Annotated in this window: 14 protein-coding genes; 6 read left to right on the top strand and 8 right to left on the bottom strand. The window is 40.5% G+C overall.

Annotated elements, in window-relative coordinates; all coding sequences use genetic code 11:
- Positions 1 to 116: 116 nt before the first annotated feature.
- The 6 genes from CWC11_RS05040 to CWC11_RS05015 all read right to left on the bottom strand — a co-directional run bounded on the left by CWC11_RS05040 (position 117) and on the right by CWC11_RS05015 (position 9,503).
- Entirely contained in the window at positions 117 to 1,535 is a 1,419-nt protein-coding gene (locus tag CWC11_RS05040; protein ID WP_138681786.1) for an efflux transporter outer membrane subunit, read from the bottom strand.
- Entirely contained in the window at positions 1,532 to 4,666 is a 3,135-nt protein-coding gene (locus CWC11_RS05035; RefSeq protein ID WP_138681785.1) for an efflux RND transporter permease subunit, read from the bottom strand. The genes CWC11_RS05040 and CWC11_RS05035 overlap by 4 nt, the downstream gene beginning before the upstream one ends.
- Before the next feature lie 12 nt (positions 4,667 to 4,678).
- Complete coding sequence (locus CWC11_RS05030) at positions 4,679 to 5,848, bottom strand: efflux RND transporter periplasmic adaptor subunit (protein ID WP_138681784.1); 1,170 nt, start codon at positions 5,846 to 5,848, stop codon at positions 4,679 to 4,681.
- Positions 5,849 to 6,132: 284 nt separating this feature from the next.
- The gene (gene paeA, locus CWC11_RS05025) at positions 6,133 to 7,440 is read right to left on the bottom strand and encodes a polyamine export protein PaeA (protein ID WP_138681783.1); all 1,308 of its coding nucleotides are present in this window, start codon (positions 7,438 to 7,440) and stop codon (positions 6,133 to 6,135) included.
- Positions 7,441 to 7,568: 128 nt separating this feature from the next.
- The gene (locus tag CWC11_RS05020) at positions 7,569 to 8,264 is read right to left on the bottom strand and encodes a substrate-binding periplasmic protein (protein WP_138681782.1); all 696 of its coding nucleotides are present in this window, start codon (positions 8,262 to 8,264) and stop codon (positions 7,569 to 7,571) included.
- 129 nt (positions 8,265 to 8,393) lie between these two features.
- Positions 8,394 to 9,503: an arginase family protein gene (locus CWC11_RS05015; RefSeq protein WP_138681781.1), complete on the bottom strand. Its 1,110-nt coding sequence runs from the start codon at positions 9,501 to 9,503 to the stop codon at positions 8,394 to 8,396.
- Between the two features lie 440 nt (positions 9,504 to 9,943).
- Here CWC11_RS05015 and udp point away from each other — a divergent pair, with 440 nt between their 5' ends.
- Positions 9,944 to 10,699 carry a uridine phosphorylase gene (gene udp / locus CWC11_RS05010; RefSeq protein ID WP_138681780.1) on the top strand — a complete coding sequence of 252 codons (756 nt, stop codon included), beginning with the start codon at positions 9,944 to 9,946 and terminating at the stop codon, positions 10,697 to 10,699.
- A gap of 89 nt (positions 10,700 to 10,788) precedes the next feature.
- On the opposite strand, the gene cdd is transcribed toward udp, so the two are convergent.
- Both cdd and ppc read right to left on the bottom strand, forming a co-directional pair.
- Positions 10,789 to 11,715, bottom strand: a complete 927-nt coding sequence (gene cdd / locus CWC11_RS05005; RefSeq protein ID WP_138681779.1) for a cytidine deaminase — start codon at positions 11,713 to 11,715, stop codon at positions 10,789 to 10,791.
- 156 nt (positions 11,716 to 11,871) lie between these two features.
- Positions 11,872 to 14,517, bottom strand: coding sequence for a phosphoenolpyruvate carboxylase (gene ppc / locus CWC11_RS05000; protein ID WP_058549863.1), 2,646 nt, complete (start codon positions 14,515 to 14,517; stop codon positions 11,872 to 11,874).
- A gap of 120 nt (positions 14,518 to 14,637) precedes the next feature.
- On the opposite strand from ppc, the gene CWC11_RS04995 reads away from it, so the two are divergent.
- From CWC11_RS04995 to CWC11_RS04975, 5 genes are all read left to right on the top strand, one after another.
- Entirely contained in the window at positions 14,638 to 15,036 is a 399-nt protein-coding gene (locus CWC11_RS04995) for a thiol-disulfide oxidoreductase DCC family protein (protein ID WP_089349596.1), read from the top strand.
- Entirely contained in the window at positions 15,033 to 15,755 is a 723-nt protein-coding gene (locus CWC11_RS04990; RefSeq protein WP_138681778.1) for an SDR family NAD(P)-dependent oxidoreductase, read from the top strand. Before CWC11_RS04995 ends, CWC11_RS04990 begins: the two co-directional genes overlap by 4 nt.
- A 9-nt stretch (positions 15,756 to 15,764) precedes the next feature.
- Entirely contained in the window at positions 15,765 to 16,373 is a 609-nt protein-coding gene (locus CWC11_RS04985; RefSeq protein WP_138681777.1) for a flavin reductase family protein, read from the top strand.
- Positions 16,374 to 16,523: 150 nt separating this feature from the next.
- Positions 16,524 to 17,744: a M24 family metallopeptidase gene (locus CWC11_RS04980; protein WP_138681776.1), complete on the top strand. Its 1,221-nt coding sequence runs from the start codon at positions 16,524 to 16,526 to the stop codon at positions 17,742 to 17,744.
- Between the two features lie 110 nt (positions 17,745 to 17,854).
- Entirely contained in the window at positions 17,855 to 18,514 is a 660-nt protein-coding gene (locus CWC11_RS04975; protein ID WP_138681775.1) for a DsbA family oxidoreductase, read from the top strand.
- The last annotated feature ends 11 nt before the right edge of the window (positions 18,515 to 18,525 follow it).

Here is an 18,525-nt window from a genome sequence, read left to right as displayed (position 1 = left end):
TACCAAGCTCTAAACTCAGTAAAGCGAGCACTATTAAATAGCCTCGCTAAATAAAATGTAACGCGTATTTTAAGCCGCGAAGACGTGTTAATTTTTATAATTAACACGTCGGTATATTATTTCTCTTCCTGAGTTGTGCTATTGGTTGTATTCCATCCACCACCGAGCGCTTTGTACAAGTTAATCTGGCTTGCAAGATATGCTTGCTGACCACTAATTAATTGCTGCTGAGCACCATACCAAGTTCGCTGAGCATCAAGTACTTGCAAGTAACTGTCGGCACCTTTTTCGTAACGCATTTTTGATAAATCAAATGTGATTTGTCGGCTACTTATAAGCATATCAAGTGCTGAAAGTTGCTCTTGATATCCTTCTCTATCTGCAAGTGCGTCGGCTACCTCGCGAAACGCAGTTTGAATTTTTTGCTGATAGGTTGCTACAGCAATTTCTTGATCGGCTTTAGCCACATCTAAACTTGCTTGGTTACGATTCATATTAAAAATAGGTAAGCTAATTGAAGGTACAAAGCTCCACGTACCCGAACCCGAATCAAACAAACCACTTAAGTCGCTTGAAGCAGTCCCTGCATTAGCCGTTAAGTTAATACTTGGGTAAAACGCAGCACGTGCAATGCCAATATTCGCGTTAGCTGCCAGTAGTAAATGCTCAGCCGCTTTTATATCTGGGCGCTGCGAGAGTAAGTCAGAGGGTAAACCTACCGGCACTTCTGGCATACTAATCAGATTGGTTAAATCTTTAGTTGGCAATAAATCGGCCGAAACAGGCTTGCCAACTAACAAATCAAGCGCGCTTTTATCACGCTTAAGTAAACGTTTGTAGGTTGCAATATCTACTTTTGCTGTAGCAACGGTGCTTTTAAGTTGCTCAAGTGTAATAGAAGACGTTGCACCTAAATCAAAGCTTTTTTGCGTAAGCGAAAGTGACTCTTGTTGCGAAGTTAGTGTTTCTTTTGCAAGTTCTAGCAACTGTAAATCTGTTGCGTAGTTAAGCCATGCATTAGCTAGCTCTGAAATTAACGATACCTGCGTGCTGTATTGGCTAAGCTCTGTAGAGTATAAGTTTTGCAGTGCTTGTGCTGACTGGTTACGTACTTTCCCCCAAATATCAAGCTCATATGAGGTAATACCAACAGTTGCACTGTACTGCGAACTAATCGCCGCCTCACCTGTGCTTGATAAATCCCCAGGTAAACGCTGGCGCGTACCTGAGGCATTTAAATTAAGCGATGGATATAATGCTGAGTCTTCAATTTGATAAAGTCCACGTACACGCTGCACATTAAGCATCGCAATTTGTAAGTCTTTATTATGCTCAAGGCTTTGGGTAATTAATGCTTGCAGTTTATCGTCATTAAAAAACTGCTGCCAGTTTAGCTGCACAGCTGAAGCCTGCTCAGTACCTGATGCATATGCATCAGGTACTGGTAAAGCTAAATCTTTTTGTTCTGGTGCTAATTGGCAACCACTTAATATAAGTAATGTAATTGCACTTAGGCTGAAGGATTTAATGCTCATTGTGCGCTCTCCTTAACAGTTTCATTGTTTTTACCTGGAAAAATTTTACGCACTAACACAAAGAACAACGGTACAAATACCACAACTAAAATTGATGAAGCGAGTGTGCCACCAATAATAGAAATACCTAATGCATTTTGTGCACCCGAGCCAGCGCTTGACGCAATGGCTAGCGGTAAAACACCACAAATAAACGCTAAAGAAGTCATTAATATAGGACGTAAACGTAAGCGTACAGCAGCAATAGCAGCATCCACTAAGCCTAAACCTTCGTCCATTTTATGAATCGCAAACTCAACAATAAGTATCGCATTTTTAGAAGCGAGTCCTATGGTGGTCAACAAACCTACCTGTAAGTAAATATCGTTTGATAGGCCTCCACCAAGCGCTGCCATAATTGCACCAAATATACCTAAAGGCACAATCATCATTACTGCAAAAGGTACCGACCAGCTTTCATACAATGCTGCTAAACATAAAAATACAAACAATAACGACAAGCCATATAACAATGGTGCCTGGCCACTACTTGAGCGCTCTTGGAATGAAATACCGGTCCACTCAGATGCAATACCATTTGGTAGCTGCTTAACTAAACGCTCCATTTCGTCCATTGCTTGGCCTGTACTGTAACCTGGTGCAGCACTACCTTGAATTTCCATTGCAGAAAAACCATTGTAACGCTCAAGTCGTGGCGAGCCATATGTCCAAAATGAACTAGCAAATGCCGAAAACGGGACCATGTCGCCATTATCATTACGTACATACCACTTGTTTAAATCCTCAGGTACCATGCGCGAATCGGCATCACCTTGTAGATATACTTTTTTAACACGGCCACGGTCAATAAAGTCATTTACATAACTACTACCCCACGCCGTAGCAAGCGTACTGTTAATATCTGCTTGCGATAAACCAAGTGCTTCTGCTTTTGCTAAATCAATATCAAGTTGTAGCTCTGGCATGTCTTCTTGTCCGTTAGGACGAACACCTGCAAGTATTGGGCTTTGTGCTGCCATGCCTAATAACTGATTTCGTGCAGCTAGCAGTGCATCGTGACCTAAACCTACGCGGTCTTGTAAAAATACGTTAAAGCCGTTGGCTGTACCTAGTTCTACAATTGCCGGTGGTGGGAAAGCAAATACAAATGCCTCTTTAATTGTTGAAAAATAGCCCATTGCTTTACCTGCAACTGCTTGCACCGATAAACCATCACCTTGGCGTTCATCCCAGTGCTTAAAGTTAACAAAGGCAATTGCTGAGTTTTGCCCAGAACCTGCAAAACTAAAACCGGTTACGGTAAAAATACCGTTTACTGCATCCGATTGATCGTTCAAAAAGTGATTTTCTACCTTTTTAACAACTTCAAGTGTTTCTTGTGTTGTAGAGCCAGCGGGTAATGAAACCTGGTTAAACAAAATACCTTGGTCTTCATCAGGTAAAAATGCTGTTGGCAAGCTTGAGAACACATAAACCATACCGCCTACAATTACACCGTAAATAAGCAAGTAGCGCTTAGATGAATGGATCATACGACTTACAAAGCTTTGAGCACCCGAGTTTGTTTTATCAAAACCACGGTTAAATCCTGTAAAAAACTTACCAAATAAAGAGTCGTTATTATGAACGTGGCTTGGTTTTAAAAGCGTTGCACATAAAGCTGGCGTTAAAATTAGCGCCACGAGTACCGATAAGCCCATAGCAGATACAAGCGTAATCGAAAACTGACGATAAATAATACCCGTTGAGCCACTAAAAAAGGCCATTGGAATAAATACCGCTGAAAGCACCATTGCAATACCAACCAGCGCGCCTTTAATCTCATCCATCGATTTACGCGTTGCTTCAAGCGCAGAGAGTTTTTCTTCACTCATTACACGCTCAACATTTTCTACTACAACAATCGCATCATCAACTAATAGGCCGATGGCCAGTACCATAGCAAACATAGTTAATGTATTTATTGAGTAACCAAAAGTATACAAAATCGCAAATGTACCTAGTAGTACAACAGGTACCGCAATAGTTGGGATAAGCGTTGCGCGAAAGTTTTGTAAAAACAGGTACATTACAACAAATACCAAAACAATCGCTTCAATGAGGGTATGCACTACTTTTTCAATTGATAATGATACAAACGGTGTGGTGTCGTAAGGTACAACGACATCTAAGCCTTCAGGGAAGTATGGTTTTAACTCTTCAATGGCTGCTTTTACACCGTCAGCTGTATCAAGTGCGTTAGCGCCACTGGCAAGTTTAATACCTAAACCCGATGCTGGTTGACCATCGTAACGTGCAACCACGCGGTAGCTTTCACCGCCAAGTTCAACACGCGCAACATCTTCAAGACGCACAAAAGAGCCATCTGCATTTGTTTTTACTAAAATTTGCTCAAACTGCTCAGCAGTTTGTAAACGACTTTGCGCTGTAACAGTCGCGTTTAACTGCTGCCCTTCAATTGCGGGCATGCCACCTAATTGGCCGGCAGACACTTGTGCATTTTGCGCACTAATTGACGCGCTAATATCAGCGGGTGTTAGCTTGTAGTTTTGAAGTTTGGCAGGGTCTAGCCACACACGCATAGCGTATTGAGAGCCAAACAACTGTACTTCACCAACCCCTTCAACACGCGACACAATGTCTTGTACGTTTGACGAAACATAATCACCAATATCAATATTGGTCATGCTGCCATCTTTTGATACAAAACCTAAAACCATCAAAAAGTTACGTGCAGATTTAGCAACAGTTACACCTTGCCTTTGTACTTCTTCAGGTAAAAGAGGTGTGGCGGTCGCTAATTTATTTTGCACTTGTACCTGTGCAATATCAGGATCTGTTTCGGCACTAAATGAAAGTGTAAGCGTTGCTGAACCACTTGATTCAGACGTAGATGACATGTAGAGCAAGCCATCAAGCCCTTTCATTTTTTGCTCTATTACCTGCGTAACCGTATCTTCAAGCGTACGCGCAGATGCGCCTGGGTACGTTGCTGTAATACTAATTGCAGGCGGTGCAATTGACGGATACTGAGCAATTGGCAAACTTTGAATCGCCAAAATACCCGCTAGCATCACTACTATTGCCAGTACCCATGCAAAAATGGGTCTGTCGATAAAAAATCGTGACATTAAAACTCTCCGTTATTGCGCGTTGTTGGCACTAGTAGACGATTGCACTTCAGAAGGCGTAACTTGCGCTCCTGGACGAATTTTTTGTAAACCTTCTACAATTAATTTATCGCCATCGCTTAAACCGTCACTTACAAGCCAATTAGAGCCAATGGTTCTATCCACTTTTAATACGCGACTTTCTACTTTATTGTCTTTGCCTACCACCATAGCTGTTGGCTCGCCTTTATTATTTCGGCTTACACCACGCTGAGGAACTAAAATAGCATTGGCTTTAACACCCTCAACAATAGAGGCACGTGCATACATACCCGGTAATAATAATTTTTCAGGGTTAGGGAATTTAGCACGCAACGTTACAGAGCCCGTGCTTGGGTCAACGGTAACCTCAGAGAACTGAAGCGTTCCTTTGTGAGAGTATGCAGAGCCATCTTCCATTGTTAATTCAACGTCAGTTTGGCTTTGAGCATCAATACCTAAATTACCTGAAGCGAGTGCTTTTTTAAGCTGAGTAAGCTCGTTGCTTGATTGGGTTAAATCAATATAAATTGGGTCTAATTGAGTCACTGTTGCAAGTGCAGTGCTTTGATTAGCACTCACTAATGCACCTACTGTTACGCTTGATTTACTAATTTGGCCACTAATAGGAGAAGATACATGGCTGTAATCAAGATTAATTTGCGCTGACTTTAATTGTGCTTTAGCCGTTAACAATTCAGCGTTTGCTTGTTTAGATGCTGCATCGGCTTCGTCAAAGTCTTGCTGGCTTACGGCTTTAATTTTTAATAGTTCGCTGTAACGCGACGCTTTTGATTTAGAGCTCGCAATACTTGCCTCTGCACGAGCAACGGCGGCTTCACTTGCGGCTAGGTCTGCCTCAAAAGTAGCTGGATCAATTTGATAAAGAGCTTGGCCTTTTTTGACCTCTTTACCTTCTTCGAATAAACGAGATTGCACAATACCGCTTACTTGCGGGCGAATTTCAGCAATTTGAAATGCGCTAATACGACCAGGAAGTTCTTTTTTGAGAGTAAGCGCTTGGCTTTTTAATGTAATTACACCCACTGGAACAGCTTGAGGCGCTGATGCTTGCGACTGATCAGCTGCTTTATCACAACCAGTTAAAGCAACAGAACCGACGAGGGCTGATAATACAAATAAAGCGATGCGGGAACGCTGCATGTTAAATACCTTTTAGTTTAGAGTGAACGATCATTCTAAATTAAAACTGGCTGATAATGAATCTAAATTATGAGGAATTTACACAAACTTACACTCTTGAGTGTAATCTACGTAATAGGTTGTATTTGATGTTAACGCAATGAAAACTAAAAACCATAAGTATGATAATTAAACGTTCTAATATGTTGGCAGGGCTTTATATTTAAGGGACACATTTTTCTCACAACAATAAAAAAGCCAAGCTTTTTAAGCTTGGCTATATGTAACTTTAGCTATGTATAAAATTAAGATAGAGGAGTGTGAGTAATTGGCTCTGGTATAACTCTTGATACTAATAACTGTTCTACCCTAATTCCCTCTACATCAACCACTTCAAATTTAAAACCTGAAAAAGTTAAATGTTCAGCCCGCTTAGGAATACGCTTCATGTTATAAATTAAAAAGCCTGCCACTGTTTCATAGTGCATTTGCTCAGGAAACTCTTCAATATCTAGTACCTTAGCTAAATCGGTAATAGGTGTTAAGCCATCTACCAACCACGAATTTTTATCGCGCTGTATAATTAATTCATCACCTTGGTGAGTGATCAAGTCTCCCATAAACCCTTTCATTAAGTCTTTTACAGTTACAATACCCACAGAAAGTGCATATTCGTTTACTACAACAGCAAATGGCTTAGCTGCGCTTTTAAAGGCATTTAAGGCTTCAGATAGGCTTAATGTTTCAGGTAAATAAAACACATCTGTTTCAATCAGCTCTTGCTTAATATTAGCAGGCTCACCTTTTAATACTTGTCGTAGTATATCTTTTGATTCTACCGAGCCACGTAATTTATCTAAATTACCCGACACCACTAAAAAATGATTATGTGGGTGATCAATAATTTTTGTCGCTATATCGTGGCTACTTTCATTTAAATCAAAATACACAATTTGGTCGCGAGGAGTCATTACACTCGATAAAAACCGAGCTTCTAAATCAAAAACGTTACCTATTAGCTCATACTCTTGTTGCTGTAAGCTGCCGTACTCTGCGCCTGCATCCATCATTGCGACTATATCTTCGGTTGTTACTATGTCCTCTCGCTCAGCGGGTACTTTAAATAAACGCAGTACAAAGTTGGTTACACCATTAAAAAACATCACCAGCGGTGTAAGCGCAAACGTAACCCAGCGCATAATAGTCACCACTCTTACTGCAACAGCCTCAGGCATGATCATCGCTAAACGCTTTGGCATTAAATCGGCAAACAAAATAAAAAGTGAGGTAATAGTAAAAAATGAGAATAAAAAGCTAATTTTTTCTACGTGTGCGCCCTGATAAAAAATTACGAGTACACTTTGTACGTATGGAGATAGAGCTTGCTCACCCACGATACCACCTAAAATGGCAATCGCATTTAACGCGATTTGGATCATGGCAAAAAAGGCCCCAGGGTTTTCTTGCAGCTTAAGTACTGCCGCAGCCTTTATATTGCCTTCATCTGCCATTACACGCAGTTTTATTTTTCGCGACGCCGCAATTGCAATTTCTGACATAGCAAACAACGCACTGATCAAGATCAACAAGCTAATCCCGATTAAATCACCCATTTAACGCTCCAAAAAGTTAGCGCTTTTTCAATAAAAAGCAGCTGATTATAGTCGGTTTTTTAATCGCAGCAATTTATATTTATAGAATTTCATAAAATACGTTTAGGTAATTGAATTATATTGTTTTTTTACTTTTTAGCTTCGTCAAACGCAGCCGAAAGTTTATCTTGTAGGCTTTGCTCCATATTTATATTACAGGCAAAGTAAAGTGGAGACTGATGAGTATTGAGGTTTAAAACGGGTTCAAGTAATTTTAATTTAGGTTCACGTTTAGCGCGGAAGTTAAACTGCTTGTTACTCAAGATAACAAAATCGAGAATATTGTGACGAGTACTTATTAATTTATCTATTTTGTCTAAACTGTCGATAATAAGTAAGTTTTTAGTTTCGCTAAAGCCTCGCTCTAGTAAGTAATGGTGGCTAAAGTTATCGCGTAGTACAGCTGTTTTATAATTTTTTGCATCGTTGAGCGTATTTAATCGGATGTTACGTGATTTAAGCGCGTATATAGCTGAGTCAAAGCTCTCTAGTTCAGCAACCCAGCTAAATTTATCTTCTCTGTTGGGTAGTTTCACTATTGAAAAAATACAGGTGTGCTTATCTCTAAGCACCGCGTTATAAGATACAGCCCAACTATTTGCAGACATACTGTATTTAATATCGGTGGTATCAAGTGCTTTTTTTACTGTATCTACAGAGCGCCCAGCAAGTTGGCCGTTTGAGCCAATGTACTGAAAATCCGGAAAAACTTCAGTCACAATAGTAATTTCAGCTGCATTAACCCTTATGCATGCAAAACACAGTATAAGTAAATACAACTTCATTTAATTACGCCTCAAAACTATAAATGGGTATAAACCAACTATAGTTGAGGGTAACCGTACCGCTAGTTTTTAATCTAACAAATCTAGTCCTATACGCTGATAGGACTAGATTTTTTAAGTTTTAACTTGCTACTTATTCATCGCACTAATTAAAAATGCTGAAATTTTAGCCCCTTCGCGTAAAGTTGTTTCTGAACTTGATTGCCCGACTAATGAGCTGTCGGTAAATGGGGCTATTTCCATCATATCTGCGCCGGTAATAGGAAACTCATCGGCAATGGCCGATAAAATATCAAGTGCGTGCTGTGGGGTTAAACCATTATCTTCTGGCGTGCCTGTTGCTGATGCAAATTCGGCATCTAGCGCATCTATATCAAAGCTTACGTAAACTTCATCTACATTATCTGCTTTTAGCTGTGCAATGGTTTCGGCAGCAACCGCTTTAGCACCACGTTCTATTATTTCAGCAGCCCAATGCTGCTTTACACCAAAGGTGCTTTCCCAATGCGCTTTTGGTTTACCGCTTGAACGAATACCAAATTGAATTAAATGATGCGGAGCTGGTAAAAATTCTAAAATATGCGTACACCACGAGCCAAAGCATAAATCTATACCTAAACGCTCTACTAATAAGTCGGTGTGCGCATCAAAATGAATAATTGCAGTACGTTTACCTTGCTCGCGCTTTGCTTTTAAATAGGCTTTAGTTAGCGGGTAGCTAATTGAATGATCGCCACCAATACCAAAAATACCTTTGTCTTTAAACGTCGCATAAAAGCTATCACACACGTCTTCAGTAATAGAAAGCGGGCTTACGTAGTAGTCATTATTTTCATCGCCGTAAAGGGCTTTTTGACAATTAGAAATGGTTGCATCGTTTAAGTATTTATCATGCAATAAATGAGGGATTACACGTACATCACCTAAATCGAATGAGTGACACTGCGGTTGTTGATCTATAAGCGCAGAGCGTACAAATAACGGCCCCCAGTTTGCACCACGTAAAATGCCGCCACCACAATCTGAGCTGATCCCTAACATAACCGCTTTATGCGGCGAGTTTGGTAACTCATTTAAAGAGTCGCGCCAAAGTGGATCTACATTCTCGGTTTGCCCATAAAGCTTATTACGAAGTGCGGCTTTGCGCTCTTTAGCTGTATTTACAGTAAATACGCCATCACCAGGAGAGCACAAGCAGTGCTCAACTTTATTTTTAAATGCTTGAAATTGTGTGCTCATAATAAACCTCTATAAACTTTTACTGTGTGAAACTGAGTTATTTTGATTAGTTATGCAAAAAGATAAAAAATACCTAAACTTTAATTTAATTTTAATAAACCATTTTTTGCGCTCTTAAAACGCAGCCGCAAGGGTCTAAATAAAGTTCAAATAAAACATTAAACATATGAATTTTAATAACTTTAACTCTGTTTTTAATCAGTAAACATTAGTGTGTTATTGCTCTTGCCCGATACATATAATGTCTGCATGGGCAAGTCAACAGCGCCTTTGCTTATAGCGGTTAAGTGCTTGATTGAATATTCAAAGTAGATGAATAAATCGTTGTATCTTAATATTTTTAAAGGGGATTAGCGCAAAACGGACAAACGTCCTGTACTTGGTAAACGTTTATGGCAATGATGCTAGATTGACAACAAATTTTTATAAAAGGCTTAGTTATGGAAAAGGTATTTCACTTAGGACTATGTATTGACGATCTTAAAGGTGCAAAACTTGCGATTGTACCGGGCGATCCTGATCGTGCAGCACGTATTTCACAATTCCTAGACAACCCAACCTGCCTAGCTCAAACTCGCGAATTTCATGTGTATTTAGGTCAGCTAAATGGCCACTCAGTAGTGGTATGTTCAACTGGTATTGGCGGCCCATCTACATCGATTGCAGTAGAAGAATTAGCGCAACTTGGCGTGCGTAAATTTTTACGTATTGGTACTACAGGCGCTATTCAGCCACACATTAATGAAGGCGAAATTTTAATTAGCCAAGCATCTGTACGTTTAGATGGTGCAAGCCAACATTTTGCACCGCTTAGCTACCCTGCGGTATCTGACTTTTACGCAACACAAGCTATGGTACAAGCGTGTAAAAACCTAGATATTGAGTTTCATATTGGTATTACCGCATCTAGCGATACGTTCTACCCAGGGCAAGAGCGTTACGATACACACTCTGGCTATGTACCAAAGTCATTACAAGGTAGCTGTGAAGAGTGGCAAAACCTAGGCGTGATGAACTACGAAATGGAGTCGGCTACATTATTTACAATGTGTGCAGCTCTTGGCTTACAAGCAGCATGTGTTGCGGGTGTACTTGTTAACCGTACTCGTCAAGAAATCCCAAATGTAGATCACGGCGAAATTGAAAGAAAATCAGTAGCAGTCGTATTAGAAGCTGCAAAAGTACTATTAGGCTAATCCCTTCTTAGCACTTTAATTAAACGAATAAAGCACAGCAATTGCTGTGCTTTATTGTTTTTGGCAGGTTATTTTAACCAGAGTTCAGGTTATCTTAGCTCTGCGCTAATCACTTCTATTTCAGGTAGGTTGTCAAAGCTTGCAAGTACGGCACGTGCCACACCACCTTGATTTTCATGACCTTGTGTTTCTAAAAGGGTGATTGATTTAACCGTATTACCATTAAAGCTAAGCCCCGCTAAAAACAGCTGACTAAGCGCACTTTGCAGTGGCGAAAGGCTTGGGCTATAGGCTGCATTTTCTGCATAACTGCCGTAAAAATCACCATCATCAAAGGTACTAATTTTAACAGCACTAAAATTTTGGCTATATGGAACATATGCATTTAGTGCCATGGCTGCTAATTTGCCATCAAGCCCAGTATTAGCAAACGCTTGCTGATGAGGCTTTGGATTAAACAAACTAAACTCGTTGCCTAAATCGGTAGGCCCAAATGAATGTGGTAATAAATCAGCGAGTTTAAAATGTTGCTCTGGCAGTAAAATGTCAAACTCTTTAGCATCGGCCAGCTCGTTCATAAACTGCCTACAGTAACCACACGGTGCATCACTAATTGCTATTTTAACTATTTTTTTAGCACCATTTAACCAGGCATTATTTATAGCCGACTGCTCCGCATGTACCACTAAGCTAAGTGCTTGATGGTCAAACTCTACATTAGCACCAAAATAAAAATTTACATCGCCTTGCTCATCAAGCGCTTTAACAATAGCACCCACATGAAAGTGTGAAACGGGAGCCACTGAAAATTCAGAGGCAAGCGGTACTAAACCTTGTAATAACGCATCATCAGAGACATTAAATTGCGCGCATAGTTGTTTAATATTATTAGAATTTAAGATGCCCCGTTGGACTTTTAATTGACTACGTAAAGCTTGAGTTTGCGCTACGCTTAAAGAGATATGTGAATTTGTAAGAGCTGTGTCTTGTTGCACAGTAAAAGTTGCTGAAGCCATAACATATTATAATTATTCAATGGCTAAGTAGTTTAAAAGGTTAAGGCCCAAATTGCTAGGCCATTAAACGCAAAAAAAGGGAACACAGCGTGTTCCCTTTTAAAATACCGATTACATTAAATTAGTGATTTACTATCACTATAATAAAATCACGTATTAACCTGTATTACGCATACCTGCCGCAATACCTGTCATGGTGATCATTAATGCATTATCAATGTCGCCTTCGCTGCCTTTTTCGCTTGAGCGTGCACGTCGTAGTAGCTCAACTTGCAGTACATTAAGCGGATCGGTGTACGGATTACGAAGTCCAATAGACTCTTTGATCCATGGTTGGTCCGCTAATAAGCTTTTTTGCGGGCTGAGTGACTGAACAAGGCTTATCGCCTCTTCAAGCTCTTTACGCAGTGACACACCCAGTGGTTTGTACATATCCTCCACCAGCGCGTTATCATAATGCTCACTTAACCAGCTGTCGGCTTTACTAAATACCATTTCTAGCATTTCTAGGCGCGCTCTGAAAAACGGCCATTGCAGGCTCATTTCATGTAGCGTTTCAAGTCCATACTTATCAAGCGCTGCTTTTAAGCCTGTTAATGCACCTAGCCATGCAGGTAGCATTAAACGGTTTTGACTCCATGCAAAAATCCACGGAATGGCACGTAAACTTTCTACGCCACCATTTGGATTACGCTTAGCAGGGCGTGAGCCTAATGGTAATTTAGACAGCTCAAGCTCTGGGGTAGCCATTCTAAAGTAAGGTACAAAGTTTTCATCATGACGAACTACATTACGGTAATGCTCACACGACTCCTCACTTATTAACTTCATTACTTCACGCCACTGCGGTTTTGGCTCCGGTGGTGGTAATAAGTTACTTTGCAGTACTGCACCTGCGTAAATATTTAAGCTTTGCAGTGCAACATCAGGTAAACCAAACTTAAAGCGGATCATTTCGCCTTGCTCAGTTACACGTAAGCCGCCTTTTAAAGAACCCGGTGGTTGTGAATGAAGCGCTTGAGCAGCCGGTGCTCCGCCACGCCCAACTGTACCACCACGGCCGTGGAATAAAACAAGCTCAATGCCGCGCTCATCTGCAAGCTGTACTAATTTATCCATTGCTTCGTACTGCGCCCAACCAGCAGCCATCATACCGGCATCTTTGGCAGAATCTGAATAACCAATCATTACATTTTGAGTGTTTTTAATGTGCCCGCGGTACCACACGTTATCAAGCAATGTAGTAATTACATCGCTACCCGCATTTAAATCGTCAAGTGTTTCAAACAATGGTGCAACGGGTAAATCAAACTGACAGCCACTTTCTTTTAACAGTAGTTGTACCGCTAAAATATCAGAGGCAGTACGCGCCATTGAAATGATGTATAAGCCAAATGTTTTTTCATCTTGCTTTGCAATGACATCGAAGGTGTCGAGCACTTCTTGCACATCTGGACTTGGTTGCCAATTTTTAGGAATTAGCGGGCGACGAGAATTAAGCTCAGTAAGCAAAAATGCTTGCTTGTCTTGCTCTTGCCATTGGTTGTAATCACCTAAGCCTAAGTGGCGTGTTAGCTCTGAAAACACATCGCTGTGACGATCTGAATCTTGGCGCACATCTAACTTAGCTAAACGCAGGCCAAAGCTATTAATACGGTGCAATAAATCAAGTAATAAGCCATCAGCAACTACTTTCATGTTGCACTTTAATAGCGAGCGGTAACACACTTCTATTGGGTGTTTAATTTGATTAATATCAGTAATTAAGTCTTGTGAATCGCTGCGCTTGTTTTTAATTTTAGCGCCTAAGTGAGCCACGGTTTCAGCAACTTGCGTTTTAAGCTTTTTAATTACTGCACGGTATGGTTCAAATTCTTGCCCTGCAAGCTCAATAAGCTCATCGCTTGCATCAGACATAGAAAGCTCAGCGCACAATGTTTTTAAGTCTTGAATATATAAATTAAGTGCCATCCAACGGCCATGGTCAAGCACTTGTGTGGTCACTTGCGCGGTCACAAACGGGTTACCATCGCGGTCTCCCCCCATCCAAGAGGTAAACTCTATAGGGCTGTAATCGATTGGTAATTCTAAACTTAAATGCTCTTTTACTTGATCTGAAAACTCACGTAAAAAACGCGGCACAGCATGCCACAAGCTATTTTCAATAACTGCATAGCCCCATTTAGCTTCATCAATAGGCGTAGGACGCGAACGACGAATGTCGTCTGTGTGCCACGCTTGGCTAATAAGCTGTGCAATACGGTTTAAAATAGCAGTGCGTTCTTGCTCTAAATTATCTTTGCGTTCAAGCGACGCTAAACATTCACTGAGTTCAACTTGTTTGTTGATCATTGTTCGGCGCGTCACCTCCGTTGGGTGAGCAGTTAATACTAAATTTATGTGGAGTTTTGAGAGTGTTTCGGCCAGATGATTACTATCTAATTGGCCTTCTTTTGCTTTTGCAGTTAACGTTTTTAATGTTTGAGTGAGAGGGTTTAGTTGGCAAAAGCCAACATCATTAAAACGCGAAACAGTGTGGAACTGCTCTGCTACATTAGCTAAATTTAAAAAATGATTAAATGAACGGGCAACCGGTAAAAGCTCTTCGTCACTAAGCGCATGTAATACTTCTATTAATGCTTGACGGTCGTCTTCGTTACCACTGCGAGATGACTTTGATAAAGCTCGAATTTCTTCTACTTTATCTAAAATCGCTTGGCCTTGGGCATCTTTAATTGTTTGCCCTAATAATTGCCCTAGTAAATTTACATTACCTCGCAAGGCGGCATATTGTTCACTCATTTCTCAGTCTCCTTTGTTTCGTGGAGTGCTATTAATATCATTATGAGGCAATATTTAATAGATCCATTTGCAATGCTTTGTCGTAAAAAAGTATATGAAAAATAAACGCTAACCAATTTTATGATCATTTTTTATGATGGTAACTGCCCCCTTTGTAGCACCGAAATGGCGCAGCTAAAGCAATCAGACACTAAAAATAAAATTAAGCTTGAAGATCTTAACGCCGCCGATTTTAGTGAGCGCTATTCGTATATTGATAAAGATAAAGCAATGACTTATTTACAAGCGCAAACGCACACTGGTGAAATGATATACGGTTTAGATGTTACATACCAAGCATGGAAAATTGTAGGTAAGCATCGCTGGTTGAAAATTTTTCGCTTGCCAATAATTAGTTTTTTCGCTGACTGCGGATACTTGTTTTTTGCAAAGTATAGGCACTCAATTAGCCGCTTTTTAATGCCAAATACCAAATGTTCAAACGGCCAATGTAGTATTAAAACTAGAGGTGTTAAATGAAAACGATTGTTTTATTTGGCGCAAGTAGTGCAATAGCAAAAGCCTATATTGAGCATTTACAAATTAATGCGCCGCTTTATCAAGTTGTATGCGTAAGTGCTAAAGTTACTGAAGCAGATGGCAGTGTTGTTTATTTAAAAACCGATTACACGAAGCAAAGCCTAGCTAGAGTAACCGCCTACTTAAAAGAGCAAAACGCTAATATAAAACAAGTTGTTATATTTAACGGTACGCTGCATAACAAAACCCACATGCCTGAAAAAAAACTTGAAGATATAGACGCTGAATATTTTAACCAACTTCTAAACTCAAACACGCTAACCCCCCTGCTTTGCCTGCAAAGTATTTTGCCACTTTTAACACATAAAACGCAGTGCACTATCACTGCACTTAGTGCGCGTGTAGGCAGCATTAACGACAACAAATTAGGCGGTTGGTATACGTATCGCGCCTCTAAATCAGCACTTAACATGCTATTTAAAACCGCAGCGATAGAACTGGCTCGCCGGGCTAAAAATACCAAGCTGGTGTTATTTCACCCGGGCACAACCGATACAGCGCTTTCAAAACCATTTCAAAAAAACGTACCTGCGGGAAAACTTTTTACAGCTGAATTTGTAGCTAAGCAGCTTTTTACACTCACATTTAATAACCCTCATTTAGAACTTAATGGTGAACCGGCCTATTTAGATTGGCAAGGGGACACCATACCGTGGTAAGGACCTTTAATGCATTTTACTAAAGAGCGCATAGACGCACTTGAAAAACACACCCGTACTCATTTAATTAATTCGCTTTCGGGTTTTAAAAGCGCCAACTTAATTGGCACGCAAGATAAACAAGGCAACACTAATCTTGCTATTGTTAGCTCGGTTATACATTTAGGTGCTCACCCGCCACTGGTTGGCATGATCATGCGCCCTAATAGCGTGCCTCGCCATACGTTCGAAAACATAATAGAAACGGGTAGTTACACCATTAACCAAGTTAATAAAGCAATTTATAAGCAAGCTCATCAAACCTCAGCCCGCTACGATAAAGGCGAGTCAGAATTTGACGCGACAGGTTTAACGCCAGAATACCTAAATGAATTTACAGCCCCTTTTGTGCAAGAGTCGCGATTAAAATACTCTGTAAAATACGTTGAGCACCAACACTTAGCCGTTAATGGTACCGAGCTGGTTATAGGTGAAATTACCGATGTATATTTAGACGAAGTTGCTCTGCAAAGCGATGGATTTTTAGACTTGCAAGCAATAGAAACAGTGGCTGTAACTGGGTTAGATAGCTACCACACCAGTAATAAATTAACACGCCTTGCTTACGCAAAAAAATAGCTAACAATGGGCATTTACGCCCATTACCACACTACATAGCTTTTTACTTGGGCCAACCTCATTAAAGTAATTATAAATGCGGCTGGTCGCAGATAATTGAATTTAAAAAATACATTATTCACAATGTTAAAAAATTCTAAGGAGAAGCCTATGAGCACAATCGGTGTGGGTATTAATACCCCAGAGCAAGCGCTGGCCAGTTTAAGTAACATGACCCATTCGGTACAGCCTATTCAAGCTGATGAACATATTGAGCGAATAGCAAAAGCGCAAGCTTATATGGCGGCCAATAACATAGATGCCATTTATTTAAACGCAGGGTCAAACCTCACCTACTTTACAGGTATGAAATGGTATGCAAGCGAGCGAATGGTTGGTGCAATACTCCCTGCTATTGGTGAAGTACAATACATAGCGCCTTATTTTGAAATTGGCACCCTAAATGGCTTTAAAGTGGTTGAAGGCCCAATTCATGGTTGGCAAGAGCACGAAAACCCTTATGCGCTATTTGTTAACGTATTAAAGCAACTGAACATTAATGACAATGCCACAATAGGCATTGATGAAAGTGCGCAGTTTTTTATATTCGATGGTATTAACAAAGCGCAAAAAGGCTTAAATATAATCAATGCACAAAGCGTTACTGCACACTGTAGAATGCATAAGTCGGTAAACGAATTAGCGCTTATGCAATGCGCAATGGACATGACTTTAGCTGTACATCAAGCAACTGCTAGTATGCTTTACGAAGGTATTACCACCACAGAAGTAGAAGCTTTTATTAAAAAAGCGCATCAAAAGGTAGGCGCGCCTGGTAACTATTTTTGCATTGTATTGTTTGGTGTGGCGACCTCATTCCCTCATGGTGTTAAAGATGCACAAGTACTTAAAAAAGGCGATATGGTATTAATTGATACCGGCTGTAAAGTACACGATTACCTATCGGATATTACCCGTACTTATGTATTTGGCGAACCAACAATGCGCCAACGCATGTTTTGGGATCACGAAAAAGCAGCGCAACTCGCCGCGTTTAATGCAGCTAAGATTGGTGCAACGTGTGAAGAGGTTGATGCAGGGGCTCGTCACTATTTAGCGGCTCAAGGATTGGGGCCACAGTATCAAACACCCGGTTGCCCACATCGAACGGGGCACGGCATTGGCTTAGACATTCATGAATGGCCATACTTAGTTGGTGGAGACAAAACCCCACTTGCCCCCGGCATGTGTTTTAGTAATGAGCCAATGCTAGTTATACCCGATGAATTTGGCGTACGTTTAGAGGATCACTTTTATATGACCGACAACGGACCGCATTGGTTTACACAGCCAAGTTATAGTATTGACGACCCTTTCGGGCTTAACGCTTAAACCCTTTAAAAAGAGCAGCCATTAGCTGCTCTTTTTAGTTTGAGGATTGATAATGCATACTTCATCCCAATATCGTTTGTTATACCAAAGCAATCCGCAAAAGGATGAATATGAAAAACTTTAAAATTGATATCGTGTCAGACGTAATGTGCCCATGGTGTGTGGTAGGTTATAAAAACCTAGAGACAGCGCTTGGCCAACTTAAAGACGAAATGAGTGCAGATATTACGTGGCATCCTTTTGAGCTAAATCCTGATATGCCACTTGAGGGTCAAGATTTAAACGAACACTTAATGCAAAAGTACAACCTAAGCGAAGAGCAAGGCGATGAAAATCGTAAAAACATGTTCGAAGCAGGAAAACGTGCTGGCTTTACGTTTAATTTTGATGGCAAACGCATCATGATCAACAGCTTTGATTTACACCGCCTACTTACATGGGCGCGCGAACAAGGTAAACAAACGCAGTTAAAACTCGCCTTTTTTGAAGCCCACTTCACCGATTTAAAATACTTAAATCAGGAAGATGCTCTGCTTGATGTAGTAGCAAGTGTTGGCCTTGATAAAGAAGAGGCCCGCAGTATTTTACACTCAGACAAATACGTACAAACAGTGCGCCAAGAGCAAGATCGCTTTAAGCAAATGGGTATTACTTCCGTCCCTACATTTATTATCAACGATAAATATGCAATTAGTGGCGGACAACCAAGCGATTCGTTTATTCAAGCACTTAAACAAATTAGTGAAGAAGAGGCTAAGCAAGAAGTTTAGTTAGCTAGAAA

Source organism: Pseudoalteromonas sp. S3178 (assembly GCF_005886985.1).
GTDB classification, from domain to species: domain Bacteria; phylum Pseudomonadota; class Gammaproteobacteria; order Enterobacterales; family Alteromonadaceae; genus Pseudoalteromonas; species Pseudoalteromonas carrageenovora.
This window is presented reverse-complemented; position numbering and strand designations above follow the sequence as displayed.

Bases quoted from the DNA above. Each gene is read 5' to 3' on its own strand.
- CWC11_RS05040 (WP_138681786.1), bottom strand. From the start codon at position 1,535: ATGAGCATTAAATCCTTCAGCCTAAGTGCAATTACATTACTTATATTA.
- CWC11_RS05035 (WP_138681785.1), bottom strand. From the start codon at position 4,666: ATGTCACGATTTTTTATCGACAGACCCATTTTTGCATGGGTACTGGCA.
- CWC11_RS05030 (WP_138681784.1), bottom strand. From the start codon at position 5,848: ATGCAGCGTTCCCGCATCGCTTTATTTGTATTATCAGCCCTCGTCGGT.
- paeA (WP_138681783.1), bottom strand. From the start codon at position 7,440: ATGGGTGATTTAATCGGGATTAGCTTGTTGATCTTGATCAGTGCGTTG.
- CWC11_RS05020 (WP_138681782.1), bottom strand. From the start codon at position 8,264: ATGAAGTTGTATTTACTTATACTGTGTTTTGCATGCATAAGGGTTAAT.
- CWC11_RS05015 (WP_138681781.1), bottom strand. From the start codon at position 9,503: ATGAGCACACAATTTCAAGCATTTAAAAATAAAGTTGAGCACTGCTTG.
- udp (WP_138681780.1), top strand. From the start codon at position 9,944: ATGGAAAAGGTATTTCACTTAGGACTATGTATTGACGATCTTAAAGGT.
- cdd (WP_138681779.1), bottom strand. From the start codon at position 11,715: ATGGCTTCAGCAACTTTTACTGTGCAACAAGACACAGCTCTTACAAAT.
- ppc (WP_058549863.1), bottom strand. From the start codon at position 14,517: ATGAGTGAACAATATGCCGCCTTGCGAGGTAATGTAAATTTACTAGGG.
- CWC11_RS04995 (WP_089349596.1), top strand. From the start codon at position 14,638: ATGATCATTTTTTATGATGGTAACTGCCCCCTTTGTAGCACCGAAATG.
- CWC11_RS04990 (WP_138681778.1), top strand. From the start codon at position 15,033: ATGAAAACGATTGTTTTATTTGGCGCAAGTAGTGCAATAGCAAAAGCC.
- CWC11_RS04985 (WP_138681777.1), top strand. From the start codon at position 15,765: ATGCATTTTACTAAAGAGCGCATAGACGCACTTGAAAAACACACCCGT.
- CWC11_RS04980 (WP_138681776.1), top strand. From the start codon at position 16,524: ATGAGCACAATCGGTGTGGGTATTAATACCCCAGAGCAAGCGCTGGCC.
- CWC11_RS04975 (WP_138681775.1), top strand. From the start codon at position 17,855: ATGAAAAACTTTAAAATTGATATCGTGTCAGACGTAATGTGCCCATGG.